The organism is Marinobacter sp. V34 (assembly GCF_055524115.1).
Map to the genome: position 1 here is coordinate 37925 of NZ_JBUPZY010000011.1, position 26218 is coordinate 64142.

Annotated in this window: 32 protein-coding genes; 27 read left to right on the plus strand and 5 right to left on the minus strand. The window is 51.5% G+C overall.

Going from position 1 to position 26218, the window contains the following annotated elements; translation table 11 throughout:
* Positions 1 to 33: 33 nt before the first annotated feature.
* The 4 genes from AC0B60_RS16895 to AC0B60_RS16910 form a co-directional block, all read right to left on the minus strand.
* Positions 34 to 1632: a GMC family oxidoreductase gene (locus AC0B60_RS16895; RefSeq protein ID WP_014422295.1), complete on the minus strand. Its 1599-nt coding sequence runs from the start codon at positions 1630 to 1632 to the stop codon at positions 34 to 36.
* A gap of 27 nt (positions 1633 to 1659) precedes the next feature.
* A complete protein-coding gene (locus AC0B60_RS16900; RefSeq protein ID WP_014422296.1) occupies positions 1660 to 3114 on the minus strand; it encodes an aldehyde dehydrogenase family protein in 1455 nt (484 codons plus the stop codon).
* 51 nt (positions 3115 to 3165) lie between these two features.
* Entirely contained in the window at positions 3166 to 3684 is a 519-nt protein-coding gene (locus AC0B60_RS16905) for a rubredoxin (protein WP_014422297.1), read from the minus strand.
* A 137-nt stretch (positions 3685 to 3821) separates the two neighbouring features.
* Positions 3822 to 5045, minus strand: coding sequence for an alkane 1-monooxygenase (locus tag AC0B60_RS16910; RefSeq protein ID WP_197463861.1), 1224 nt, complete (start codon positions 5043 to 5045; stop codon positions 3822 to 3824).
* 396 nt (positions 5046 to 5441) lie between these two features.
* Between AC0B60_RS16910 and AC0B60_RS16915 the strand changes: the two genes are divergently transcribed.
* The 8 genes from AC0B60_RS16915 (at position 5442) to AC0B60_RS16950 (ending at position 12043) form a co-directional block, all read left to right on the plus strand.
* Positions 5442 to 7886 (plus strand): LuxR C-terminal-related transcriptional regulator, encoded by a 2445-nt coding sequence (locus AC0B60_RS16915; protein ID WP_227549427.1) that lies wholly within the window; start codon positions 5442 to 5444, stop codon positions 7884 to 7886.
* 32 nt (positions 7887 to 7918) lie between these two features.
* Positions 7919 to 9079 carry an NAD(P)/FAD-dependent oxidoreductase gene (locus tag AC0B60_RS16920; protein ID WP_041654924.1) on the plus strand — a complete coding sequence of 387 codons (1161 nt, stop codon included), beginning with the start codon at positions 7919 to 7921 and terminating at the stop codon, positions 9077 to 9079.
* Between the two features lie 133 nt (positions 9080 to 9212).
* The gene (locus AC0B60_RS16925) at positions 9213 to 9479 is read left to right on the plus strand and encodes an EAL domain-containing protein (protein WP_081496573.1); all 267 of its coding nucleotides are present in this window, start codon (positions 9213 to 9215) and stop codon (positions 9477 to 9479) included.
* A gap of 819 nt (positions 9480 to 10298) precedes the next feature.
* Positions 10299 to 10436, plus strand: coding sequence for a hypothetical protein (locus AC0B60_RS16930; RefSeq protein WP_157807853.1), 138 nt, complete (start codon positions 10299 to 10301; stop codon positions 10434 to 10436).
* Positions 10437 to 10725: 289 nt separating this feature from the next.
* Positions 10726 to 10962: a hypothetical protein gene (locus tag AC0B60_RS16935; RefSeq protein WP_100689807.1), complete on the plus strand. Its 237-nt coding sequence runs from the start codon at positions 10726 to 10728 to the stop codon at positions 10960 to 10962.
* A complete protein-coding gene (locus tag AC0B60_RS16940; protein ID WP_465087110.1) occupies positions 10962 to 11303 on the plus strand; it encodes a hypothetical protein in 342 nt (113 codons plus the stop codon). Before AC0B60_RS16935 ends, AC0B60_RS16940 begins: the two co-directional genes overlap by 1 nt.
* A gap of 2 nt (positions 11304 to 11305) precedes the next feature.
* Positions 11306 to 11770, plus strand: a complete 465-nt coding sequence (locus AC0B60_RS16945) for a single-stranded DNA-binding protein (protein ID WP_465087112.1) — start codon at positions 11306 to 11308, stop codon at positions 11768 to 11770.
* Positions 11771 to 11851: 81 nt separating this feature from the next.
* On the plus strand, positions 11852 to 12043 hold the full coding sequence (locus tag AC0B60_RS16950) for a hypothetical protein (RefSeq protein ID WP_342632640.1): 192 nt from the start codon (positions 11852 to 11854) through the stop codon (positions 12041 to 12043).
* On the opposite strand, the gene AC0B60_RS16955 is transcribed toward AC0B60_RS16950, so the two are convergent.
* Positions 12030 to 12350, minus strand: a complete 321-nt coding sequence (locus tag AC0B60_RS16955; protein WP_465087115.1) for a hypothetical protein — start codon at positions 12348 to 12350, stop codon at positions 12030 to 12032. The genes AC0B60_RS16950 and AC0B60_RS16955 overlap by 14 nt on opposite strands.
* Positions 12351 to 12407: 57 nt before the next feature.
* Between AC0B60_RS16955 and AC0B60_RS16960 the strand changes: the two genes are divergently transcribed.
* The 19 genes from AC0B60_RS16960 to AC0B60_RS17050 all read left to right on the plus strand — a co-directional run bounded on the left by AC0B60_RS16960 (position 12408) and on the right by AC0B60_RS17050 (position 25845).
* Positions 12408 to 13364 carry a recombinase RecT gene (locus AC0B60_RS16960; protein WP_465087116.1) on the plus strand — a complete coding sequence of 319 codons (957 nt, stop codon included), beginning with the start codon at positions 12408 to 12410 and terminating at the stop codon, positions 13362 to 13364.
* A gap of 74 nt (positions 13365 to 13438) precedes the next feature.
* Positions 13439 to 13732 carry a hypothetical protein gene (locus tag AC0B60_RS16965; RefSeq protein WP_227521132.1) on the plus strand — a complete coding sequence of 98 codons (294 nt, stop codon included), beginning with the start codon at positions 13439 to 13441 and terminating at the stop codon, positions 13730 to 13732.
* A 71-nt stretch (positions 13733 to 13803) separates the two neighbouring features.
* Positions 13804 to 14808, plus strand: coding sequence for a YqaJ viral recombinase family nuclease (locus AC0B60_RS16970; protein ID WP_465087121.1), 1005 nt, complete (start codon positions 13804 to 13806; stop codon positions 14806 to 14808).
* Between the two features lie 302 nt (positions 14809 to 15110).
* A complete protein-coding gene (locus tag AC0B60_RS16975) occupies positions 15111 to 16070 on the plus strand; it encodes an AAA family ATPase (protein ID WP_069183803.1) in 960 nt (319 codons plus the stop codon).
* A gap of 2 nt (positions 16071 to 16072) precedes the next feature.
* Complete coding sequence (locus AC0B60_RS16980) at positions 16073 to 16813, plus strand: hypothetical protein (RefSeq protein ID WP_465087123.1); 741 nt, start codon at positions 16073 to 16075, stop codon at positions 16811 to 16813.
* A gap of 90 nt (positions 16814 to 16903) precedes the next feature.
* A complete protein-coding gene (locus tag AC0B60_RS16985) occupies positions 16904 to 17818 on the plus strand; it encodes a DUF3150 domain-containing protein (protein ID WP_069183805.1) in 915 nt (304 codons plus the stop codon).
* A gap of 10 nt (positions 17819 to 17828) precedes the next feature.
* On the plus strand, positions 17829 to 19601 hold the full coding sequence (locus AC0B60_RS16990) for a vWA domain-containing protein (protein WP_465087124.1): 1773 nt from the start codon (positions 17829 to 17831) through the stop codon (positions 19599 to 19601).
* Positions 19602 to 19676: 75 nt separating this feature from the next.
* Positions 19677 to 19970: a hypothetical protein gene (locus AC0B60_RS16995; RefSeq protein ID WP_041335755.1), complete on the plus strand. Its 294-nt coding sequence runs from the start codon at positions 19677 to 19679 to the stop codon at positions 19968 to 19970.
* Positions 19971 to 20051: 81 nt separating this feature from the next.
* The gene (locus tag AC0B60_RS17000; RefSeq protein WP_157807854.1) at positions 20052 to 20219 is read left to right on the plus strand and encodes a hypothetical protein; all 168 of its coding nucleotides are present in this window, start codon (positions 20052 to 20054) and stop codon (positions 20217 to 20219) included.
* A gap of 78 nt (positions 20220 to 20297) precedes the next feature.
* Positions 20298 to 21377 (plus strand): DUF7146 domain-containing protein, encoded by a 1080-nt coding sequence (locus AC0B60_RS17005; RefSeq protein ID WP_465087125.1) that lies wholly within the window; start codon positions 20298 to 20300, stop codon positions 21375 to 21377.
* 93 nt (positions 21378 to 21470) lie between these two features.
* The gene (locus AC0B60_RS17010; protein ID WP_465087126.1) at positions 21471 to 21833 is read left to right on the plus strand and encodes a hypothetical protein; all 363 of its coding nucleotides are present in this window, start codon (positions 21471 to 21473) and stop codon (positions 21831 to 21833) included.
* 260 nt (positions 21834 to 22093) lie between these two features.
* Positions 22094 to 22645, plus strand: coding sequence for a hypothetical protein (locus AC0B60_RS17015; protein WP_230708275.1), 552 nt, complete (start codon positions 22094 to 22096; stop codon positions 22643 to 22645).
* Positions 22646 to 22728: 83 nt separating this feature from the next.
* Complete coding sequence (locus AC0B60_RS17020) at positions 22729 to 22890, plus strand: hypothetical protein (protein WP_164732159.1); 162 nt, start codon at positions 22729 to 22731, stop codon at positions 22888 to 22890.
* A 12-nt stretch (positions 22891 to 22902) separates the two neighbouring features.
* Entirely contained in the window at positions 22903 to 23178 is a 276-nt protein-coding gene (locus AC0B60_RS17025; RefSeq protein ID WP_041335744.1) for a hypothetical protein, read from the plus strand.
* Positions 23179 to 23181: 3 nt separating this feature from the next.
* Complete coding sequence (locus AC0B60_RS17030) at positions 23182 to 23484, plus strand: hypothetical protein (protein ID WP_100689822.1); 303 nt, start codon at positions 23182 to 23184, stop codon at positions 23482 to 23484.
* An 11-nt stretch (positions 23485 to 23495) separates the two neighbouring features.
* On the plus strand, positions 23496 to 23915 hold the full coding sequence (locus AC0B60_RS17035) for a hypothetical protein (protein WP_100689823.1): 420 nt from the start codon (positions 23496 to 23498) through the stop codon (positions 23913 to 23915).
* Positions 23916 to 23924: 9 nt separating this feature from the next.
* Positions 23925 to 24518 carry a hypothetical protein gene (locus AC0B60_RS17040; RefSeq protein ID WP_053115194.1) on the plus strand — a complete coding sequence of 198 codons (594 nt, stop codon included), beginning with the start codon at positions 23925 to 23927 and terminating at the stop codon, positions 24516 to 24518.
* A 2-nt stretch (positions 24519 to 24520) separates the two neighbouring features.
* Positions 24521 to 25012, plus strand: a complete 492-nt coding sequence (locus tag AC0B60_RS17045; protein ID WP_465087127.1) for a hypothetical protein — start codon at positions 24521 to 24523, stop codon at positions 25010 to 25012.
* A complete protein-coding gene (locus AC0B60_RS17050; protein ID WP_465087128.1) occupies positions 25009 to 25845 on the plus strand; it encodes a hypothetical protein in 837 nt (278 codons plus the stop codon). The genes AC0B60_RS17045 and AC0B60_RS17050 overlap by 4 nt, the downstream gene beginning before the upstream one ends.
* Positions 25846 to 26218: the final 373 nt, after the last annotated feature.

The window sequence follows — 26218 nt, forward strand, 5'->3', positions numbered from 1 at the left end:
GTCCAATGTAGAAGGCATAATCCGGGTTTGAACCTAAACATTTCCCAAGAGGATGTCGGCTGCATTTTCGGCAATCATCATGGTGGGTGCGTTGGTGTTACCGGCAACCAAACTGGGCATTATCGAGGCATCGACAACTCTTAGCCCTTCAATCCCTCTGACTTTCAATTCCGGATCAACGACTGAATCCGGATCCGCGCCCATACGACAAGTGCCAACGGGGTGGTAAATAGTCTCTGCATTTTCCCGGATAAAGTCCGCAATCTGACCGTCCGAAGACACCAAGTTTCCGGGCTTAATTTCTCGTTCACTATGTAAAGCCATTGTTGGTGCCCCGAGTATCCGTCGTCCAAATTTAACGGCCGAGATCATTGTTTTGATGTCTTCGGGGTTACTGAGATAATTGGGTTGAATCAACGGGTCGGCCAATGGGTCAGGGCTTTTGAGGCCAATAAAACCGCGGCTTCTGGGCATTAGATCGCAAATATGCAAGGTGTACCCATACCCGGCCATCACTTTTCGTCCATGATCCTTCAGGTAAGTTGGCAAAAAGTGGAATTGCACATTTGGCCGTTCGCACGAGCGCTCGGATTTAACAAAGCCTCCGGACTCGGCAACATTACTGGTAAGAAATCCACGTCGCGCAAAGATATATGAGAATAATGCGCTCACGCCCCGAAACAGGAAACTGGGAGCAACGCCAATGGGCAAACGTGAGTTCGCCGCGTGCATGATCGTAATATCCAAATGATCAACCAGATTCTGGCCGACCTCAGGAAGATGATGCACAAGGGGGATCCCGTGTTTTCCAAGCTCTTGGCTATCACCGATTCCCGAAAGCATCAGCAGTTGTGGTGAATGAACCGCACCACCAGACAATATGATTTCACCGCCGTTATTGAGTCTAAGCTGGCGATATTCGCCCCCCTGGTTCAGTGTCACACCGACTGCCCGCTTACCGTCCATTACCACCCGGGTTACCCGCGCGTCCGTTAGCACATCAAGATTAGGCCGGTTCTCCGCGACACGCAGAAATGCCTGCGCTGAACTCCAACGCCGACCATTTTTTTGTGTCACCTGGTAGAGTCCCAATCCCTCTTGCGTCTCTCCATTAAAGTCCGTGTTTACCGGGAGCTCTACATGAGGTGCCGCTCGAACAAAATCTCGACTCAACGGATTGACTGATTTGAGTTCACTTACGGTGAGCTCACCGCCCTCCCCATGGTAAGAATCTGCGCCAAAACGTTTATTATCTTCCAGTCGACGAAACAATTTTAAAGCGCGATCCCATCCCCAGAGGTCGGTCCCGGCAACTTGACCCCAGTGGTCATAATCGGCTTTGTGACCTCTGATATAGACCATGGCGTTGATAGAAGAGGACCCGCCAAGCGTTTTACCACGAGGCCAAAACAGGCGGCGCTCCTTCAGATGTTCTTGAGGTTCGGTTTCAAGAGCCCAATTCAGCTTTTTACTATTGGAAAGGAGTGCTATACCTATAGGCATATGTATGAGTGGATTTTTATCCTTTGGGCCCGCTTCTAGCAACACTACTCGCTTTGAAGAGTCCGCCGTAAGCCGATTGGCCAATACACAGCCCGCCGATCCCGCACCGACAATAATGTAATCGTACATAATAACTCTCTTATTATTTGATTATGCTCAGCCCAGAATTCGAACAGCTGCCTCTATAAGACGCCGGACCCAGGCTGTATAGGGTGGGAAAAGAAGATGCATAAGAGAATGTTTATCCTCCATCAACGCCTTTTCATGCGAAAAAGCGCGGAAGCCGTATTCACCGTGTGCCGCCCCTATCCCGGAATTATTAACTCCACCAAACGGCAGACCCGGATGTAGAAAATGCACAACTGTAAGGTTGACTCCTACAGCGCCGGAGCTCGTTCGCTCGATAATATCCGTGGCAAAAGACTCTTTTTTGTCGAATATGTAAAGCGCAAGCGGTTTAGGGTTATCGTTGATTTTCTTGATAACCAGATCAATATCGTCGAATTCAATAACGGGTAAGATCGGGCCGAATAACTCCTCACGTGAAATATCCATGTCACTGGATACATTTGAAATTAACGTCGGAGCAATAAAATTCTCTTCAGCATCTGTAACACCGCCTTCAAAGACTCTTGCACCTTTGCTTTTGGCATCATCTATCAGGTTTGAAACTCGCTGGAAATGACGTCGATTTACAATCCGGCAATAGTCGGCGGTCGATTTCTGGGCTTCTGGTGTTTTTCCATAGACTCGCCCAATTTCCGTTTTAAGTGCTTCATTGAATTGATCTGCGATATTAACGTGCACAAAAACATGATCTGGGGCGATACAGGTCTGTCCATTATTGGCAAACTTACCCCAGACAATGTTTCTTGCAGCCCTCTTTATGTTGGCATCTGGACCGACAATGGTCGGGGACTTACCCCCCAATTCCAGTGTCACTGAGGAAAGATTCTTGGCGGCAGCCTCCATGACCAGCTTGCCGACCGCAGGACTGCCCGTGAAGAATATATGGTCGAAGGGCAAGGCCAACAGTTTCTGCGCTACCGCGGCATCACCCTCAATCACGGAAACCAGATCGGGAGGGAAGGTTTCGGCGACAATGTTGGCAATCACCTTTGAGGTATGGGGTGTCATTTCCGAGGGTTTAATGATGGCTCCGTTCCCTGCAGCTAACGCTGAGACGAGAGGTCCGAGCGCAAGATTGAGCGGATAATTCCACGGTGCAATAATCAGGCACACTCCCTTTGGTTCTGGCCGAACATAAGATTTCGTGCCCAGAACACCAACGGATGCAGCCACTCGCTTCGGACGCATCCATTTACGCAAGTGTTTTTTAGTGTGTCGAATTTCCTGAAGCACCGGCAGGAGTTCAGTTAATTTGACTTCTGGAGCGGGTTTTCGAAAGTCCGCCGCGCACGCCGCAATGATGTTTGATTCGTGGCGTTTAATTGAATCCCGCAGCTGGTCGAGCTGCGCTATTCGAGCCTCCAAGGTAAAGCTTCCGCGACGCGCAAGTTGTGCCCGCTGTAGGGCCGCGAACGTTGAATCAATCGTATCGCTGGTTGACACATTGGTCACCCCAACCTCCGCCAGACTAGCAATCTGCATTATAAAATCACCTCTTGCTGAACGAGACTGTTGTTATTTTCAATCGGATTACTAGTCTTCATAGAGGACATAGTCCTCTTTTGTGGCACCACAGTCCGGACAGCACCAATCGTCTGGAATATCTTCAAAACGAGTGCCCGCAGGGAAGCCTTCGGCTTCATCTCCGAGAGCTTCATCGTAGATATGGCCGCAAGTGATGCAGACCCACTTCCGATAGGTATCTTTTTGAGTCGAGTCTTTGGGCGATTTTGAAGAGGTGGGCTTCGGTTTCGCTTTGGGCTTTGTTTTATTTTTAGCTGAAGGAGTAGATGCGTCCGTTGCTTTCTGCGATGCTCCCTCGGTCTTAGCTTGGCTGGCAGGGCGGACCGCTGTATTGGTTGCGGACACCGAAAGTTCCGGGTTCGCTTCTTGAAGCGCAACGAAGTCAACCTTATCCCTGACGGCACAGTCTGGACAGGACCAGTCTTCAGGAATTTTTTCCCATGTCGTTCCTGCAGGAAAGCCTTCGTGCGGATCACCAACCACTTCGTCGTATACATAACCACAATCAGGGCATTGATATTTAGCCATTTAGAGCACCTTTCAAACGATATTATTGTCTTTGTTTTGGTAGCGCCCGACGCGCACCCTCTTTCAGGTGCACGTCAGAGGCTCTTTTTCTGCAACGTAAATAAAGTAAACGAGGTATATAAGTTCCGATTAGCCGATCATTTAGCCGCGGCGGTATCGACTGATTCAGAATCAGTCCCACCAAATTTACGCTCATAGAATTCACGCTTGCCGGGTTGAATCTGAATCTTGTCGAGATCTCCTTTAGCCCAATCCAGCACCCGGTGGTCCATTATCGAACGAAACCATGAGGGAAACATTGCGGCCAGGAACATTCCGGGATATCCCGAAGGTAAGGAAGGCAGGTCTTTGAAATCGCGAAGCGATTGATAGGACCTTGTAGGATGGGCGTGATGGTCGGAATGTCGTTGCAAATGAAACAGAATCAGGTTCGACATAATATGGTTTGAGTTCCATGAGTGGTGCGGTTGTTGACGCTCATAACGTCCATCCGACATCTTCTCGCGCAGCAATCCGTAATGCTCAATGTAGTTGGCGCTGGTCAGCTGCCACCAGCCAAAGGCCATTTGAATGGGCAAAAAGATCAGCATTAAGGGACCAAAAAACGCCAGCAATCCCGCATAAAGCACAGCGGTCAAAATCATAGGCTGAAGAACTTCGTTCTCCAGGCTCCAGACACTTTTTCCACAACGACTGAGGCGCTGTTCCTCTAAATCCCATGCCCGCTTGAAAGCACCGGGAATTTCACGCAGTGAGAATGAGTAAATGGACTCACCCATGCGGGATGTCGCCGGGTCCATCGGCGTAGCCACATCACGGTGATGCCCCTTATTGTGCTCAATGAAGAAATGACCATATCCGACCACGGCGAGGACAAGCTTCGCCATCCAACGGTCAAACGTTTCTTTTTTATGGCCAAGTTCGTGGCCTGTGTTCAGAGCCAGGCCATTCACGATTCCCAGGGAAAGGGCCAATGCCAGAAACTCGAAAACACTCATTGGTTGCGTGGATACCCACCAGGCACTGACAATCAAGGCGGCATAGTGAATAGGAACCGTCAAGTAGGTCAGTACCCGATAGTAACGATCCTGTTCAAGCCGAGGCACAGCCGACTCGGGGGGGTTTGAAAAATCCTCTCCAAACATGGCATCAATCAAGGGAACTGCGCCATACCAAAGGATCAACACCAATCCGTACCAAATGCTCCATCCAGTCTGGGATACCAAATAAAGGCCAATAAGAGGCGTCGCTGGCCACAGCACAGAAAGGACCCAGAGGTGGCGTTTTCTGTCGACATAACCTTCGGCATCAGGGTCTCTCTGAAGAGACTCTGTTGTTAAGACATTTTCTGACATTGACATTAGGATCACCTTATTGTTTTTCAGCTTGATCATTTTTCTACATTGTGCGAACACCGAGTCCCTCAGGTGAACTGACAAGTTGTAGGCATGAACAGGTTTGGCCAGAACCGGATATCAAACAACTACCCTAAGGGGTAGTTTTCGCACTAGACATCTATCAATATGCTTTCACCCCATAGCGCCCTCGCGTTTCGGGGAGACGAAGCAGGAGATCGGATTGTCATGACCCGCCATAGCTTGGAAGACTGGTGTCGGAGGATGTCTGAAAGGATGTGGGCTCGTCAGTGTTTCATTACTCAAGGGTGTTTAGACCGCTATTGCCTGAGCGCTTCTGCTACGCCTGAATCAAAGGTAGTTCTGTATCGGGCCCCGCCAGGCTATGGAAAATCTGTACAAGTGGCCTTTGCAGCAAACACTCGCGAACTGGAACTTGAGAGCGTCGTTTACATCAATACCCGATCTTTCCCTGACTCATATGGCGTTAATGACAGTTTGTTTGCAGCGTTAGTTTTATATCAAATCGAAGGAGTTGAATCTTGGCGCACGATAAAAAGTGACATCGACACCATCGAAGCTCTTCGAAACGCACTGTGTAATGCAAAAAAGACGATAAGAATTTGCCTTGATGGGATTGGCGAGGCTAAACATACCGCGGATTTGATTGAGGATTTAATCTGTGAAACACCGAGCAATGTGAAATTTTTCATTGCACCGAGTCGCGTCGGGGCGTTGGCGCGTTTGTCTATGATGACGGGTGTTGTAACGTATGGTGCTGATGAACTTGTATTTACAGAAGAGGAGGTTAGTGAATTATCGGGTATGGGTGGCCCCGAAGCCAGCAACATCATAAAAGCCACCGGTGGATGGCCAGCACTTGTCAGGCTTATGTGCCAAACCCCAAACCCAAATCTCCCCGCAGCGACTTGGCCGGAAACTCGCTCGTATTTCAGGGACAACCTCTTAACTGCATTACCCGATAGTACGAGGACCTTTCTTTGCAATGCAGCGATGCTCGAAGTAATCAGCGCTGAATGCTATGGCTATGTCTATAAGACAGAAGAGGCCGACCGGGAAATTACGTTTCTTAACGAACATTATGCTCTTTTAGCTCCCACCGGAACTTCTGGTGATCGTATGGATATGCACCCTGTGCTGCGAGAGTATTTGCGTAGTTTATTTAACACCACCCAACGAGAACGTCGCTCGTATGTACTGAAACGGGTCGCGTTCTGGCATTGGCGTAGGGGAGAGTACCTCCATTCAATCAATGCAGCTCTGGAAGCCAGTGACCATCGTTGGGCTCGCGTCGTAAGTGACAGCATTATTCTGGACGTGGCTCTGAGGCAGGGTGAAATCGAAGTACTTCGCACCTGGTTTGGAAAAGTACCGGCTCGTACGATAAAAAAAATCGCTGCCTTGAGCATAGGTTACGCGTGGATTTTGTATTTCAGCCAACAAGCTCGTCAAGCAGAGGAAATACTGGTTAGTTCGCTTCATCCGAGCTCCAGGGGGGTGGGCAATCTTGATGAGGAAGGATGGCGGGAATTGGTTAATGCGATAGGCAAAGCTACACAGGATGAATTACTGGAGAGTCAGGTTCTCTGTCAAAAATGGATAGACTCCTTTGGCGACCGTAACATGGTTGGCAAAGGCGCAGCACTTACTTGCCAGGCATTCATTGCCTCCAGTGGACGCCATTTTGAAGAGTTGGAGCGATTGTCCCATCGAGCGGCTGTGGCCATCCAGTCATCCAATCAACATTACGCTTTTATCTGGCTTAAAACTGCAGAAATTCAGGCTGAACTGTTCAAGGGTGACATCGCCCGAGCAATGAGTGTGTTGATCCAGGCGAATAAAACAGCAGAAAAGATTCAGGTGCCAAAAACTTTTTTAAATAAAATGTTTGGCACCCTTGAGTTACAAATCCTGCACGAACAGAACCATCACCTGGTTACCCAGGAATCTGCACAGGCTTCGTTCGATTTCGCTTTGAACTATGGCGTTACAGATATTCTGTGGGGGTGTACACAGGCCTACAGCCGTTTTCTGTACCACCAAGGGTTCCGAGATAGAGCCATGGCCTTGTTGGAACAATCCCGCTTAGCCTCCTGCGAGCGAGAGCTCTCTCGTCTAAATATCCTGACTAAAGTTCAGTTAGCTGAGTTTACTCTCCTGAACAACGAGGAATTGGGTCCACCCATACTCCCCGATGAATGTGAGCTGACGTTCCTGCCAAATCAAAACCAGGCCATTCAAGCACGTATGGCCCTGGTAACCTCAATGTATAGACTACGGCTTGGGAAACAGTTTGGTGTCGCCGAAAAATATGCCAAACAAGCACTACAAAGCGCCAGCGCAATTTCAGACGCTAGAACCAGGATCGCCGCCCACTATTGTCAGGCCCTGGCAGCGTTTGCCCTCGGCTCATCAAAATCGGCGAAGCGCATGATTCTTGATGCAAACCTACTTTCGGAACATTTGAACTGTCACTTCACACGGCTCTGGATCAAAGAAGCGCTACTTTCTCTTAGCCCCCTTGCTCAGGATCTTTTTAACGATCTGCCAGACGACTCTGAAGCTAAAGCTACGAAGGATCCCGATGTCAGAATAGAAGACTCCAGCGTGCCACCTGTGCCCGGCAATGCCCACTCAACTATCACGATAAAGCAGATTTCTCTGTTGAAATGCGTAAGCAACGGAATGACCAACAGAGAGATCGCTGAACGGCTTCTCGTGACGGAGGATACCGTCAAATGGCATATGAAGAAGATTTTCAGCGAACTTAAAGTAACCAACCGGGTTCAGGCAGTCACTGAAGCTCGACTGCGCGGACTTTTATAGTGCTACAAAAACAAAAGAGGAATCGAGCGAATATGCAAAAAATAGTTATCATTGGCGCTGGAATAGCCAGCCTGACCGCCGCAGAGGCTCTCCGCCAGAATGGATTCGACGGAACGATTACCATTTTGGGCGAGGAAAACACGCTGCCTTACCAGCGTCCCCCGTTGTCCAAAGCCTATTTGACCTCAGATGAGTTGCCCTCGCCAACTCCGATCCGTTCTCCTAATTTCTTTCGGGACAACAAAGTTGAATTTGAACAAGGCGGTAAAGTAATAGCGCTTGAACGATCGGCAAAGCAAGTAGTGATTCAAGGCGGCAGGAAAATTAAATACGACACGCTGATTTTGGCAACAGGAGCGAGGCCACGTCCTATTGATTTACCTGGTGAGAGCGCAAAAAATGTTTTCTATCTCAGGAATCTTGACCACTCCGCCGCATTACGTAATGCCCTGTTAGCCCCGGAATGCGAGAAGGTGGCCATTCTCGGCGCGGGTGTTATCGGGCTTGAAGTCGCCTCCGCTGCCAATCTACAGGGAAAACAAGTCTCTGTGTTTGAGGCCAACAGCCGAGCGATGTGTCGAGTAGCGTCACCATTAACAAGTAATTTTGTCAGAAACCGCATGGCCTCCGCCGGCGTAATGTTCTACTTCAATGCTAGCGTCAACCAGATTCTCACTGAGGGAGACCGAGTTTCCGGTATCCGTTTGTCCGACGGCACTACGAAACCCGCAGACGTCGTTGTTATCGGTATAGGAGCCATCCCCAATGCTGAACTTGCGCAAGACGCAAACCTGGATTGCGACGGTGGTATTATAGTAGACAGCGGCATGCGTAGCTCTGACCCTGACATATTTGCGATCGGAGATTGCGCTAAAGCCGTCAACGTTTCCACCAATACACCCATCCGAATAGAAACTATTCACAATGCCATGCTTCAAGCACAAATTGCGGCGGCTCATATTTGTGGTAAACCGTCTCCGCCTGCCTCTCCTCCTCGTTTTTGGTCAGATCTCAACGGCATGAAAGTCCAGTGTATTGGAATCGCCACTGGATACGACCGAATTCAGCGGCGTCCCACAGAGAGTGACAATGCCTGTGAATTCTGGCTCTTTTCCGGAGACCGGATGATCGCAGCTGAAACGGTCAATCTTCCCACCCGGCAAGCCAAGCTATCTAAAGCTCTCTCCGGGTAAGTGTAAGCGAGATGGGATGCAACTCATTCTCATCTCTGAGATTTCTATGTGTCGAGCCTCGTGACTGAGCATATCCAGCTGCAGGGGGATTCTGGCCCTCCCACAAGCTCTGCTGTAGAGCAGGAGATACAGAATCGCCCAGCCCAGCTGTGATGGCCACAGTGACCAGTCATTCACCCGGGGCTTACCTAACGACCAGGAAAGTGGAGCAATTGCCAAAGCGATTATTCAGATGGGACATAGCCTAGGACTCGATGTACTGGCCGAGGGAATTGAGACCAAAGAGCAAGAAAACCATCTCCGAATCCTTGGCTGTGATGCGGGACAAGGCTATCTATATGCTAAGCCGCTCTCAGTCAAAAGGTGCGAGGAGTACCTACAAGTTACTGACTGGGTTTAATTGGCCCGATGGTGGTCATCGAATCAATTTGGGATCACCGAACGCTTAGTGTGCGCCGGCGTTATCGCACCATCTGAACGTTCGCTTTGCGACCTCAGCCTGCATTTCGCAGAAATTCAAGAATTGTGGGCGTCGAGACAATATTTTGCCTTGTACCTCGCACAAGGCTGGTGTAATTTTCAAATAGTGCCTCACCGGGTCATTCGGCACACCGCCTCGTCGGGACCCATCTCTCCAGATCGCGCACCTCCGCGCACCTTTACCCAAAAGCAGATTAAACAGACCTCTTTGATAATCCCACCCCTTTCCTGAGGGTGTTTTGCCGTGCCTGTGAGTTTCTCAGGGCAGGGCAGACCGCCTTTTGGTTTCTCCGGATCTTGTTGCTGTTTGTTCTCTGAACAACGGCACCTGATAAGCATCCTCAATCTAGCCACGAAACGGATGCGATCGCCACGGCGATTTGGCTTAACACTAAACCGGAGAAAATTATGTTTACTGCAAAAGAAAAACTCTTCATTCGAAATTCTGAACTTCATGCACGATGGAGGGCAGCAATGTTAAGTGTCAACGCAAGTTCGATGGCACCAACATCTGTCGCTCTTTGGGAGTTGCTGATTAACGGCGACCTCCTTCGACTGGCAATCTATCTCGTTCTCACGACAGTGATTGTGAGCCTGAATATCATTTGCGCTGGCAAAATTGCTCACTACAAGCAATCCGTAGAGCGAATCCGAATGCGACTGGATCACCCGCCCAACAGGTCTGAAAGACTTGAATAGCGGATAAAAATCCACCAACATTCACAAGGAGACGTTAATTATGGAGCTTTCCATGCTTATTTTTATGACGTGCTTTGCAGCTGTCGTAGTAAGCAGCGTTTTGATAGCGGCCCACATCGACTCGAAGAACGAGCAGCTATTGATTGCTGAAGTCGAACGCGAAGAGAAAAACCTCTAGGCCTACGGCCTTAACTCTGTTCGTTTCTACGAACACATCCCCGACAGACCGCATGATCCTCAGTTGATACTCAACTGCTTGGTTTCGTGCGTCTGTCTTTCCCAACTCCCTCACGAGCATTGCGGCCTGGACCCGTATCGGATCCAGACTTGAATGCTTTTCCTGTGATTCCTCGAATCTTGTTGCTGCAGTTCAACTGAACTCGGCACTTGATCAGCGTCCTCACCTAGCCATGAAACGGACGCGGTTGCTACGGCAATTGGCTTAACACTCCATAGGAATCACTCACATGAATCGAAGTGAACACGATGCCAACAGGCATCTCTCTCAATTCGTCACCCAGGTTGATGAAGTCATCCAACAGGCAATCGAAAAGGCGGACAAAGGACGTTTTGTTGTTGCCACTTCTGAGGCCGGCAATGTGCTGCTACTGCCGCACTTTAATGCCTCTCTGAGACAGGATCTGACTTGGGTTTATGACACCGAGTTCGGGTACGTCTTCTCACCTGAGAAAAGGAGTGCCTGATGGAACTCATTTTGGGTCTATCTGCAATCCTGGTCCTGATGTTCGGTGGCAGGATTCTGCTTTTCCTGGTCGACCTCGGTTTCGAAACTGGAGACCGTTTTCTCGCAGCGTGTGAACGTCGTTTGACGCTGTATACGAAAGCTTTGCTTCGAGGAATGGTCTTCGCGATTCGCTGGGTTTTCCATCGATTCTACAAGCCTGAACCAGAGCAAATGACCATTCGGTCAATCATCGATTCTGCTGCAGAACTTCAGCACATGAGAAATCAGCACCTCCTTCAATCCCGCAAGCGTGCGCCTGTCGAGATTGAATACTCTCAACCGAAGCTGAAAGGGAAATAGTCATGCTCAACAAAACACAGCTCATTGGCCGTCTCGGTCAAAAAAATGTTCGCTCCACTCCAAACGGCATGCAGGTGGTTTCTTATTCAATCGCTACAACCAAGTCTCTCAAGGACAGGGAAACTGGCGAATGGAAAGAGAACACTGAATGGCACCGTTGCGTCAGTTTCAACAAGACTGCTGAGCACATCGGCATGAACGTTGAACCTGGTGATCTCTTGTTCCTTGAGGGCGAGTTGAGAACCAGGAAATGGCAAACCCAGAGCGGCGAAGATCGTTACACCACAGAAATCGTGGTTAATGATTTTCCGCGCAAGCTGCCGAAGTATTTTTCCAAGAATGGTTCGCAGCAGGCCGCTCCCACGCCACAGCCCCAACAGCAGGCTCATGCTTCACCGAGTCAGCCTGGGCATCTGGAACAGCCGCCAGTTGAAGCCTATGGCTTTGACGACGACTACCCGTTCTAGTAACCGGCTTTTTAACCTTTAACCCGAATGGGGCTTCTACCCCTGACGGGAGAGCCCCATCTTCTCAATGGAGACATCATCATGGGGTTCTCAAGGAAAGAGGTTTATTTCTGGCTGGAAACGGCAAGTGATGAACAACTTCAGGCGCACCTTCGCAATTCTCAGGAAATGCTGGTGCTTCTCACCGATCGGGAACAGATCAAATCGTTGAAATGGCTTCGTAGTCGCATCATCGAGGAAATCAATGCCCGCAAGGAAGCTAAACAGTCTTAAACGACTGTTTCCGCTTCATCTTCTCAATCAGAGCTTTCTGCTCTTCGTCTGACCCAAACGCTATGGATCTGATGGCTTGCCACTCAACGGTGTCCGGCTTTCCTTCCATCATGCGGTCAGTTTCGTCTCTGAGGTAATCCATAAAGTAAGGCCCCGCGGTCTTCCTGGCCTGGATATATGCCTCATACGTCTTGATGGATGTGGGATCAATGCCGGCTCTGGCCAGCAGCGGTCCTTCTACCTCAAGACCCACCGATGTGAACCTGAAATTGCCCTCGTCATCGACGATGTAGTGGTTGGTCTGCATCTCTCTCACCTCTCCGGGAATTATCACCCGGAATTCTTGACGCGCAAGGACCTTTTTATGAATCAGGCACCTCAGGCAGTACAACCCGCTCAATGGCATCAGATCATTGAATCCTCCAAAGATAAGTTCAACAGCTCCAGTTTGGATTTCAAGCAGGAGCAGATCTTTGCCACCCAGCAGTTGATGAACAACTCCTATCTGCTGGATGTGGCTAAGAAGAACCTCTCATCACTTCGGCTTGCGATGTACAACGTCGCCGCGGTCGGACTGACGCTCAATCCCAACCAGGGCTTGGCATTTTTGGTCCCCCGTCGTCTACGCCGCAATGAAGACGCCAAGGTCATGCTCGATATTTCCTATCGGGGATTGATTGCAATTGGCGTGGAAACCGGTGCGATTCGTTGGGCCAAGGCTGAACTGGTGTACGAGAAAGACCAGTTTTCCTACAAAGGCCCCGCCGAGAAGCCAGATCACGTCTGTGATCCCTTCTCAACGGATCGTGGCTCCATTCGGGGTGGTTACTGCATCGCAGAGCTACCTTCCGGGGGCGTTCTCGTCGAAGCCATGTCGAAAGCTGACATGGACAAGATTCGGGACGTTTCTGAAGCCTTCAAAAAAGGTTTTGGACCCTGGGTCGACTGGGCTGAACAGATGATGTTGAAAAGCATCGTGAAGCGAGCCAGCAAGTGGTGGCCAATCTCGAACCCTCGCATGGCACAGGCACTCAGGATCCTCAACGAGGAAAACGGAGAAGGCCTGGCGATCCTGGCAAACCAGCACAAGCCGGTTACGCCTTCGGCGCTTCCTGCACCACCGCCAAGAGAAGAACTCTCGGCCCAATTGCTCAACACCGTGAAGAATCTGGTGGACCGGGCAAAAACCCAAAACGCTTTTGAAGCGTGCAAAGAGGTGATGGTGGAGAGGATCAAAGATCCCTCTGAGCTGGCCTACGCTCTGGACGAATTGGATAAGGCAAAAGCCCAACCCGTCCCGTCCGCAGCGGTAAATCAATAAAACCTAAACCCACTTGGGGCATGGACCCCAACACGGGTGTTCATGCCTCTTATCTCTACTCAAGAGGAATAATCATGAACGCTCAAACTCAACCAAAGATGACGATGTTCTACTTCGATAGCCTGGAGAAGATCCGCGACTACGACTCCTTCCGAGTCAAAGCCGTTTATCTGTCTCACTCGGAACCTCAGCGCAACGACGGCCGACCGAACTTCTATTCGGTCATCGGCCACCTCCGGCCCGGTGTTCAGTTTCAATATCCGGAATTCCCGGTCGCTGACTTTCCATCCGAAAGCTACGCGAGGATGTTTGCAGAACTCTGCGAACAGTACATCAAAGACTTTCCGGCCATGAGCCAGACTGCCTAAACACTCACTCTCTCAACCCAATGGGGTAATGCACCCCTTGGGCGGCATTACCCCTCTTATGGAGATTCGTAATGCCGAAAATGACTGTGGTTGACCTGAACCAACGCTCTGAAGAATGGCTGAAATGGCGAGCCCTGGGGATAACCGCAACAGACATTCCGGTGATCCTCGGACTGAGCCCCTATAAAACCCCCTGGCAACTTTGGGCTGAAAAGATCGGACGGATTAACCCGCCAGACCTTTCAGGCAACCCGAACATCCAACGAGGCGTCGCCCTCGAGGATAAAGCACGTCAATTGGCCGAATCCCGCTACGGTGAGTTCCTGCTTCCGATGTGCGGTGAGTGTGCCAAATGGGATGTGCTGCGCGCCTCGTTTGATGGTGTGGACACACAGGACCAACCCTTCGAATTCAAGGCGCCTTCCAAAACTGTTTGGGATGACCTTGAGGCAAACGGAGTCGAGTCCACGGCCTTCAAACTGTATGAGGCTCAGGTTCAGGCTCAGTTGACTGTGGCCGGCCAGAGCATCGGACGACTCATTTTCTACCGGGAAGATGGTGCGGACCAGGATTTCGAGATTCGGTTAACTCCCGAACGGGAAAACCAAATCATCGAGGCTGCCAAGCACTTTTGGCAACTGGTCCAGGCTGGGCAACCCCCTGAATTGGATCCTGATCGCGACTGGTTCATCCCGGAAAGCGGAACGGAAAAATTCAAGTGGGAAGCTCATGCGGAAGCCTGGCGAATGCAACAGGAACAGATCAAGTCTCTGAAGGACAAGCTTAAGGCTCTTGAAAAAGACCAGAAAGATGTCCAAAAGGCCTTGATCAACCTGATGGGGCCTTTTCGCCATGCTGATGTCGGCGGCGTTAAGGTCACTCGCTTCGAGAAGTCGGGATCGGTCGACTACCTCAAATACCTTCAGGAAAACTTTCCTGACCTGGATTTGAGCACCGAGCTGGAGAATTACCGCAAGCCCTCTCGCGAGGAAGTCCGGTTCACTCGTTCTGAGGATGAACTGGTCAACCGCGACATGAGTGAGGTGATTACGCCAGTCAAAGCGGCTTACTTCTAAACCAGCAATGGCTGTTCCGGGGACTTTATCCTCGGAACAGTTCCATTTTTCGTGTCTGCCTTCTCTAGGGCCCTACCAACCAGGGTGTTATGGAAGGCGGTTACCACACCAGGTAATCCCTTGAGCATTTTGATCGTGCTTGCACGACAAAATAAGTGTCCACACCGGAATTTGAAACGGACACGTCAGCCACGGCTGTAATTCCTCTCTCAAAAAATCTCACTTGCCAGAAGGCCATCATCACCTTCTGGTGTGTGATGCCGCTCTGGAATAAGTGAACTCTCACTGAAAAGGAGCTTTCTATGACCGTTCGCGACAAGGCACTGCCCATTCGCAACACCTTTAACCTCGACGTTCCAGCTGAAGTAATCACAGCCGGTTTCGCCGATTCCACCAATCCCTACATTCCCAAGCGAAACGATTCCTACGTTTTCCGCAGGGAGACTCTGCGAGACATCCTGAACTTTCTGGATGATCCCGACGACGATGGGCTCTACTTCTCTGGCCACTACGGGGCAGGGAAGACGACCTTGCCTTACCAAGTTGCGTCACGACTTAACTGGCCGACGCAGAGCTTCACCGCACACTCGCGCATGGAGTTCGACGACCTAGTAGGCACCTGGAAATTGGTTAACGGCACGATGGAGTTCGTTTACGGACCCCTTTCTGTTGCCATGCGTGATGGTCACCTGTTCATTTTGAACGAGGTCGATCGAGCTGATCCCGGTCAGCTTGCCGCTTTGCATGATGTCCTCGAAGGACACCCGTTGGTCATTGCGACAAACGGTGGCGAAGTGATTCACGCTCATCAAAATTTTCGGTTCATTGTGAACGGCAACAGCGTTGGTTCTGGCGACAGCACCGGCCTGTATCAGGGTGTAAACCAGCTTGATATTGCCTTCCTTGATCGATTCCGGATGGTGCACGTGGACTATCCAACCGAGGACGTTGAACTAATGATCCTTGAAAAGAAGGCACCAGACCTTCCCGAAGAGCTGCGTAAGAAGATGGTTCGCGTTGCGAATCAGATTCGGAAGCTGTTCATCGGGGGTGAGGAAACAGCGACGCCGCTGACCATCACCATGTCCACGCGCACATTGTGTCGCTGGGCAAAATTGGCACTGGCCTTCCGAAATGCACCAAATGCTCTGTCTTACTCGCTGAACCAAGCTTTCCTAGCTAAAGCGGAACCGGAGCAACGGATTGCAATCGAGCGCATCGCACAGGACATCTTTGGTACCTCCTGGTCCAAGGGAGCTTGAGCATGAACCTTGATATCAAAGTCCTTCACTATGCGGATGAAACGTCCGATAAGATTTGGGCGATTGACCCAAAACCGAACGCCAATGGTGGTCACGATGTCTGGTATGGGCGACGTGGCAAGGTCATGACGTTCAGACCCACGGAGAAGTCAGACTGGATACGCCTCCACGATGCGAAAATTCGCAAAGGCTATGAGCGCTGTTCAGGACTAACTATCGATCGCAACACCAATATGGTGGTAGCAAGAGGTGATCCAGAGAGCAGCATTCCAAACCAGTTTTGGTTTCGGATCTCGACTCAGGTTCCCGAAACCCAGATCGCCAGCTTCTTGGCGTCTGTACTCAACACGTTCGCGGAGCAATTCCGTGACGAGGCAACCACGCTGGCATCACTGCCGGTGTTTAAAAGCCTTTTAAGTGGCAGTCATAGCGGTGGCGCGGAACTTTCCGAGGGTCCATTGGCAATTCTGTTGCTGTTTGCTCTTCGTCGGCATCTGACCGAGCAAGGCCCCTCAGCCTCGCTCTCATTTGCACCCATAGAAATTGTGGACGACGACAACACTCTCCTGACGGACATTTTCGATGAGCTCGTAGAGCTTTACGGTACGTCCAAGGAGTTCTCGGACATGCGTCAGAGCTGTCCCACTGCTGACTTCAGAAAATACGCGATCGCACTAGGCGCAATTGAGGCACCGATTGATTTGACGGTAATTGAGTCAAACACAAAGGCCGCCTTTTTCTGAGTCTTCCCTCGACCTCGGTTCTCTGAACCACAACTCACCGCCGGCCTCCGGCGGTACACCCTCTTCTCATAATTGCTAAGGAGATAACACATGGAATTCATCCATGGAACCACCCTTGTCCATCTGAAAATGCGGTGCTGGAGCGGTGAGAAAAAAGCCTCTCGCGACAGTGATATTCGATTGGGCATAGACGGCAAGTTGCCACCACAGAAACTGCTGGATTTGGGGCGAAAGAAGATCTTTCCTCCCAAAGCTCTCGATCCGTTGCTCAGCAAGCGCAAATCGGCAGAAAGGGCATGTCTGGCTGAAGGAACACGTTTCATGGGCGGATTCGCTGTGCGCGATGAAGCAATTGATGACGTAGTTGCCAAACTCGAAACCGTGAAGGCCGGCTTTGAATCCGCGTTGCAGCAATTTCTCAATGACTTTGACCGCAACAAGGAAGACTGGATCGCGGAGAACGAAGAGTACGCTCACATCATGCGGGATCAGGTTCCTGACCGTGAAACCGTGGCGAGCGCATTCAAGTTCGAATTTAAGCTCTACAAAATGCAGCCCCTGGAAGGCTTCGAACCGGATGAGGCAGAAATTGCCGATCAAATCCTGCACGAAGTCGGACTGAGCTGTCGTGAGATGTCCGATCGTCTTCTGGAGCGGAAACGCGCCATCGGCGGAAAGACACTTTGCAAACAACTCGACCCATTGGTGACCAAGCTGGACACCCTGAGTTTCGGCAACGGCCGGATTCTTAGGGTTCTTGGCGAATTCCGTGCGCTGCGTAGCTCCATTCCAGCGGAACGAATCGACCAGGATCATCCCGTGTTCGGCAGGGTACTGACGTTCCTCACGATGTGTTCTGACGATAAAAAGTTGGAGCGGATCGTGTCTGGAGAATTCTCGGTGACAAAACTGATCGCCGGACTCCAGAGCGGAAACGCACAGCCCCAGGTTGCACCTTCCTCAACCCCTCCAACCACTGCATCAGCAATGGGCGCCTACTTCTAGGAGCGGAACTATGAACCAAAGACAATCCGCTCTCGAGCGGGCATTACCAATCGTGGCAGCTGCCTATGGTGAGCAATTTGGTGTGCGCGTCGTGCTTTCGGGCTCAGACGCCATGACGGATGGCAAAACCATTGTGCTGCCTATGCTAGACAACATGAGTGAGATGAAAGATGTGCTGTTTGGCTATCTCTCTCACGAAGCAGCTCATATTCGCGAGTCCAGTTTCGACACCTTAAAAAAGTGCCGGTCTGAGATCGAAAAGAGTATGACCAACTTGATTGAGGACATCCGGATTGAGCGTGCTATCCAGCCCGCCTTTCCCGGGACTCAGTTCACGCTGGAAGCCATGGAGAATTACATCCATGAGCGAGGCTGGACACCCGTACCGACCCCGGCAGAAAGCGAGGCATCTCAACTGTTTCGTTACCTCTACCACCGGTTGTATGGGGAGTTTCTGGATCGGCAGGTCTACCAACCGCTGATTTCAGAGTCTTTGAAGGTCTTGGAGCAGACGTTTCCCAGAGGCTTCTTCGTCCGTTTGGACGGGCTGCTGGCGAAATACATGTTGTCCATGACAACCAGTGATGACGCTCTAAAGGTGGCCCGGGCCATTTTGAAAGCGTTAAAGGATGCCGAGAAAGAGGAAGAGCAGGAGCGAAAGTCCGGCCCGGATAGTGATTCGTCACAGCCGCCTGATCCGTCACCCGACGGCCAGGGGGATTCGTCGGACCCGAACTCCAACTCAGAAAATTCCTCATCTGAGAATGGCGACACTCAGGGAGATTCCTCTCCTGAAGCCGCTGATCAGACGGATGGCCCATCGGATGCTTCCGGTGAGCAATCTATGCCTGATCAGGACTCAGCGGGTGACCAGGCAGAATCGGACTCGTCTTCGGATGATTCCAGTGACGCCGGCGCAGGAGGCACCTATGAACGGGTTATGTCGGAGCAGGATATGCCGACCAATCCCGGTCAACAGCTAAAAGAAGACTTGTGTTCACAGGCCCGGGAAGACCAATCCGGTAAATCTTTTGAGATTGATACCGGTGTGGGCCAGGACATGAGGAATGGTAACGGTGATACGAGTGAACTGCAGGCGGGCATTTTGACATCTTCAAGCATTCGTAGCCGATTGCTGGGACTTTTACAGGCTGAAACCCGACAGCGCCAGTGGTTGCATGACCGCGGGCGCCGCGTTGATGGTCGTCGTCTAAGCCGTTTGGCTGCGGGCGACACTCGAGTGTTCATCCAGCGAGACGAACACAAGAGGCCTGAAACCTCGGTTCATGTACTGCTCGATACGAGTGGTTCCATGAGCCAAAGACAGGAAATTGCCAATCAGGCCACTGTGTCGTTGGCGCTGGCTATTTCCACCATCCCGAAATGTGACATTGCAGTATCGATGTTTCCGGGTTGTGGGGGGAATGTCAGTCCAATGATCCATCGTGGACAGCCGGTGAGACCCAATCTTGGGCGCTTCCTGGTCAGTTCCGGCGGTGGCACACCTCTGGCTGAAGCAATGCTCTACGCGGCACGGGAACTCAGTGCCAGTCATAAACCACGTCAGGTCCTGATTGTGATTACCGACGGTTCTCCGAACAACGGTCACGCAGTCAACTACCTGCTAGATCTGATGAAACAGCAGATCGACACCTATGCCATCGGTATAGGCTCAAACGCTGTGAAGTCGTATTTCGGGAATTGGACAGTCATCAACGATGTGAGGGAGCTGCAATCAGCTTTGTTTCGCATCGCCGGCAACGTCCTCGATCTCGATCCTTGACTCCACAATCTTCCAACAGCCCAGGCGGGAACACATCTTCCCGTTGGGTTGGTGTGTTCTTCGCAAGGAGGACACATGGAAACCTCTCGGAAACCGGACTTCTGTGAGCCTTCTGGCCCACTGCAGGAGATCCCCGAGTCAGCCTTCGCGGATATTCGTGAACGGCTTCTTATCGAGTCAGTGAAAAGCGCCTTTGGCATCCGTCAGCACGGTGGTGTTCGAAAACCGTGTGACGAAGCCTGGGAGTGGATCCTGTCCGAAAATCGGGAAATGCCCTTTTCCTTTGCAACTTGCTGCAGGGAGTGGGGCGTAGATCCGGAAACAATGGTCGAGTGGTTACGGTATTACCGCAAGAAGATGCTCGGCTAATAAAAGACCTCAACCCTCTGAGGGACACACTTTGTCCCTTGGGGCTGGTGTGTTCCCTCAATACTCAAAAGGAAACGCACCATGTCTCAACAACCTCAACTCTCGATTGAGCAGGGCCTAACCACGCGGAACGGCAAGCCAATCCGACTCATGACGATCTATGAGCCCCGGAAAACCACCGAATTGTTTTTCCAGCAGTTCGGGAATACCTGGGTGCAATACAAAAGAGTCGTTCTGACGCTTCACTGATGAATGAAAGGGCTCCGGCCCTTTCTTACTCACTGCTCGGCAGTGTCCCTTGAAAAGTTCACTGCTTGGAGGAGAACCATGGAAAAACGAAACTCAACTGCTTTGAAACGTCGCATGGAAGGACGTTGGCTCAGTGCTTTTCTTGCACTGGCGCCAGCCCTCGAAACTGCGGTCAATAAGCTTGGCAAAAACGTGCCTTGTCCCATTGACGGTGGTACCGATGGCTTCCGGCTGTTTCGTGACGCCAACACCACCGGTGGCGGCGTAAAACAGGCTTGGCGAGTGATTCCTGAAGGCATCGATATGCTGATGTGGGTGAACGATTGGTCATTCACCAAGACCTACGACGAACTTGAAGCCTTTTTGGGCGGAAGGATCGTGGACACCAAACCCATCAGGACGCCCAAGACTCAGATCCAGGACGATTCAAAGCTTCGGCTTTGGCTTAACCAGATCTGGGGGGATGCTCTGCCACTGAACGACCTGCGCTCGTATCCGGCGAGAGCCTATTTCGAACGCAGAAGGCTAAGAACAGCAGCCATGCTCGCCGATGACCTGCGGTTCCATCCGTCGCTCAACTACGTTGGTGCCGACGGTAAAACGCTGGGCCAGTACGGCGCGATTCTTGGTCTGGTCCGCAATAACGCTGGTGAACCAGTCTCGATTCATCGGACGTTCATTACCAAAAGTGGGCTAAAGGTGGAGTTTTCCGACAGCAAGAACAAGTCGCGAAAACTTACCCCCGCGGTCAACAGAGAAAGCCGGGGTCGCCAGATTCGCGTGAATCCGGTGAAAGGAACCATTATGGGTGTCGCAGAAGGGCTGGAGACAGCTCTTGCGGTAACCCTTATGACGCAGCTGCCAGTGTGGCCAACGCTGTCGACGACCATGATGCAATCCTTTCTGCCGCCCGAATGGGTAGAAAAGGTTCTGATTTTCGTCGACAAAGACCGTAACCAAGCGGGTGAAGTCGCTGCAAACACGCTGGCCGAGAAGCTCAGCCTTCTGGGCCTCGATGTTCAGTTGATGTTGCCATCAATTCCGATGCTCGAATCGGATTCAAAAGGTGTGGACTGGGCGGACCAGTTGATGCGTGCCCCCTCTGGTTTTGGCCAGATCGGAAACGTCTTGAGGGACCGTCTACGACAGACTGCTTAAACCACAAAATGCCGACCCCGGAGAGCAAGCCAACCCTCTCCGGGGTCTGGCTTGTTTTCTCTGAGCGAGGTCTTGCCCGGAGAGAGCATACGTATGAAATTGCTGTACCAGAAACTCAACAAACTACGGACGCAGGATCTGATCATTCAGAAAATGCGCTACCGGCGAAGCACCAGGTTGGTGGGTAGTCTGAAAACGATGACCTACGCCGCCTCCGCTTTAATGGCCGGGCACCTGTTCCAAACCTTTGCCGATGGACTGGAACTCACCAGTTTTGACGCAATCGCCATGGTTCTAGTGACGTGGTTGCTCGCCATCATTCTCGTGTTAGAAGTGGAGATGGCTCGCGATCTCGCAGGGCATGAGCTGATCCAGGATCTTCTGGTGCTGCGAAGTCAGCGCCTGAACTTGACTGTCAGTAAGCGTTCCGCTCCAATGACAAGAGGTAAACAATGATGGGCAATGCCATGTCAGTTTTTCTCATGTTTGGAATCGTCCTTACCCTGGTAGGCACAGCCGGTACCGGCTTTGTGATCTATCAGCGCCGACTTCAGTGGCAAGAGATTTGTCGCCTGGCGGATCAACAAGACTGTCGAAATTCAAACTAGACCCTCAAAACCCGCTTCGGCGGGTTTTTTTGCTTCCTGCTAGTCACCTTGTCCGTGAAAAATTCCGTGAGAGAGTAAAAGCAACACACAAACAGGGACATCACGGACATGGGTTTTACATCAGAGCTGCTCAAGACAGTTACTTTTCAGGGTCTGTCCAGCACACCGGCTCGCCTGATCGCGGCTGGAGCGTCACTAGTCATCTGGGTCTTGTCAGTGCTTCTTCTGGTTGGACTGAGCTTTCGATTCGAGGCGGCCGGCATCGCGGATCAAATCGGGTTGGCAGCGGTCTCAATCATCCTCGTACACTACTCACTGTCAGGGCGATTCTTGCTGGCGGATATTGCTATCTGGCTGGCTCTGCGCACACCGGTGGGTGTTTTGTACCGGAATGATCGCAAGATCCTGGGTAGAGCACGCAGAGTGATCCTTAGACTGGCCCGGCAGCATTCTTTTGCCAGTTTCCTGCCCTACAGCAACATCAATCCCGCGGTTGCGCGCGCTGACAGTTTTGAAGTCTTCAAGCAGCAGGAAGCTGGAACACTCCAGTCGTGGTTGGATGACACGAAGAATCTCAATACAGCGGCACACCTGGTATTTCAGATCGCGCTTGTTGAGCAGGCTCTGGCTGCCGGGGACTACCCGAGACCCGAATTTTAAAAGGTCACACTCCGCTGACCTTTTGATCCCCAATTCGCCGAGTGCCCTCAATAAACTGGCCAGAAGCTCAGGAGGGCGCCTTCATGTTCATCACCACACCGTTAATACGATGGGTCGTTAACCGGCTCTTTCAGTCTGGGAAGATAGACGGCCAACAGCGTGACCAGCTTCTGTCTCAGGATCGGCAGATCAATGTGGTCATCACCGGCGCCGCGCTGGTTCTCTTCGCTTCACTTTTCTTCTAATGGGGTGACCCTTTGACCAATATCGTTCACGCGAATTTCGGCGGCCGGCTTTGTGATGGGCAATTTTTCAATGCCGACGTGTACACGGAAAACCGGACCAAATACCAGTTTGAGGCAACGGCCGAATCCGCCACTGCGGCATATTTCCGAATTATCGCTCTCGCAGTAAAAGAGGGGATCTCAGTGATTCGGCTGGTGGCGATGTTTGATGGGGTTTTGGCAGACAGGAAAGCTGATCACCCGCCCATCAAAGTGTGGTCACGTCCGAAAATCGCGTCTGGGTTGTAAAAGATGTTTTCTCGCTGGCTTCGCTCGCCCCGGTCATACCCGATCCTCGTCGTCGTGGCTGCTGCGATTGCAATGTTTGTCATCATTCAGATGGGTGACCCCGTCAGCATGACGTTTCCGTTGCTGCTCTTCATCTCCGCCAAAATGGGAATTCTCTTTGCCTGCGTAGAAATCGGGCTCTCTGTGACGGGGCTTTATAAGGAAAAAGAGCGGGTGTATCGCAGCATGAGTCGGGCGATAACCGCACTGGGCATGTCGATCAGCTTCATGCTGTTGCTTGGTGCGTTTGAGCAGGCCTTAAGGTGAGGGCGGGAACAATGAACGTCATGCGAGTTACCGAATTCCGTTCTGCCGACGCGGCCATCGACCGTAGTTTATTCCAGTTGCTCGAACACTTTTCTACGTTTTGTCTGATTGAGTGCAGGCGGCAGAACGTGATTCAGATTCCCTCAGAATGCCCGGTCCTGGTTTTGAACAATCTGGACCTGGCAAGAGACCCGGAAACCATATTGGGAAGCGTGATCGCCCAATCACGCCCGCAAGATGTTCTGATCGTTGTGGACCATCAGCCAGACAATTGGCTTTTGGCCTCCGCCGGACTTAGACCAGTGGTTCACCTCGTTCTGGGCTCATCAGACCACCTCCACCACAAACTCAGCAAACACCAGCCCCACGTTCCGGCAACTGCTTCGATTTCGACGGCACTGGCTTGCCTGGAACATGCTCGAGCTGCATAGGACGAAATCATGAGCGAGACCAATAAAATCGAGGCTGAAGCAAATCCGAAAACGGATCCTTTGGACGCCAGCACCCCCGTCTCTTACGACAACGAAGAAGTTGTTTGGGAGGGCAGTCCATCGCAGATAGTAAATCTTGGTGGCTTTATCTTTTGGGGCCTCGTTTTCGCGGCGGCCGGCGTTGGCCTGGTGTTATGGAACGCAGGGCTGAAAGAGCAATACACACCACTGATCGATCAAGTGGTCCGGTATTCAATCTACGGGCTTCTCATTGTTGGCGTCCTGAACGTTCTCATGTCCTATCTCACGGTGAAGTGTGAGCGGACCGTTATCACCCGCAACAAGATCAAAGAAGCGAAGGGCATCACCTCAATCTTCCGCCAGGAATTGTTCTGCGAAATGTCAGAGGTCTCGGACATCAAGAGTCCGCCGGCAGGACTCATGGGGTTGTTCGGTCTGTCCACACTGGTTCTTGAAACAAAAGATGCGGATCAACCGATCATTCGAATTCGAGCTATTAGAAATCGCGATGAGCTGGTGCAGAAGATTCTGCCGATCTGGCGGAAGCTCAAAATGGACCGCAAAGGCTACTTTGGAGATTAGCGATGAAAACACTGACCCTGTTGCTGCTTTCGGCTGCCCTGAGCACATTGGCGCTCGCCGATCCCCCTGAGTACGACCGAAAATCTTTGCGTTTGGCAACGGAAGCGAACGCCAGAGAATTGGTTGAAATCTATTACGACAAGGCTGCTGTCGGTTTGTCTGATCGAGATTTGAATGTCTTCTACAGCCAAAAATACCGCCGCTTTCTGAGCGAATTGGTCGCCCAATTGGCCCAAACAACCGGCCAGGGTACAGACATTGAGCAGCATCGCGTTCTCGAACTCGAGCGAATGAATGCAAAGTGTGAGAGCCTCACGTTCCAGAACGCCAAAACCTATGGCTCTCAGCCCCGGCAATCTGAACTGCATTACCTCGTGACCAATAGCTGTGTCGATTACCTTCCGACAATTGCACGCACCATCGAGCTTCGCTACTCAACCGACATCGACAGCTGGCAGATCGATGAAGTGAGGGACCGGGAGCTCGTAGAATGAACCGGTTAGTCGGATCTCTCTGTCTGGTGGGTGCCTTGATAACCGCTGCATCGGTCTCGGCCTCCACTGACGCCCACTCTGGAAAGCCGTTTCCAGAGGTTACCTTTGATCGGGTCTCCAAGATTTTCGGGCACAACCTCGACACCAGCGAAGAGCGCCTGCAAACGCTGCTGTTGGCAATCGGCATGGACCACACAACGCCAACGTCGCCGCATTTTCAGGAAGAGGTTGGTATCCCTTTCATTGTTCATTACGGACCGAATCACTGGGTCAACCGGCTGACCAGCGGAGACATGAGTGTCGATGTCCTGGTTAACAATGCTCTTCTCTTGCTTTTCGCCGAGGCGGATATTCCCAACCGGGAGCAAGCCGCCTTCGATCTCATGAAATTGGCGTCGGACAAAGGATACTGGCCTGCTGATTACTTCGTGGCGGAAACCAATCTGCTGAACCATCTGGTTCGCGGGCCAGAGGTTGCCATTCCTATGGCACCAACTATTGAGGCCAGTGGACTCAAACAGCTGGCCCGAGACACGATGGATGCATTTAGCCGCTGTGCTGAAATTGGTTTCGCACCTTGTCGATATCGGATCGGCTTCTGGCTTTCGAACTCCCAGCAAACCCTGCAAGACGGGCTGAAGGTCCTGCAGGCCGCCATTGATGTAAATTTAAAAGACACCCGTTACGAAGACAAACTGGATGGCGCTTTGGTTGCTGCAGCTCAGGAGCTTGCAGAGCGGGGTGGGGCAATTGGCTTAGACTCTGACACGGTCGATCAGTACAGCAAATTGATTGACCAATACAGCAGGAGTGCAGGCCGCCCAGTGAACTGAGGTGGCAATACCAAGGCAGGTAGCAGATGAAAGAATCAGAATTTTACTGTGGTTATTTTACGGCTGATAGGGCCGATCAACACGGATTTGCATCATTGCATGATGCTGAACAAAAGGCGAGGGCGCTTGCCGCAGAATCGGAAGACCCCGCGATTGCTGTGTGGGATCGCTCAGGCAAGCCCTGTGTCCTGATCTGGGGATCCCAGGAAATTCGGCGGGTGGGCGATGCACCCTAAGCGAGCTAGGCGATTGTCCTTAATGGCTGAGGGCCAGATGGGATGGTGGGATAATGATGGTTGCAGTATCCGTATATGGCTCAAAGTCGCCGGTTTCCATTTCAACTTCTTGAGAATCTGCCCCAGTCTTCAGGAGC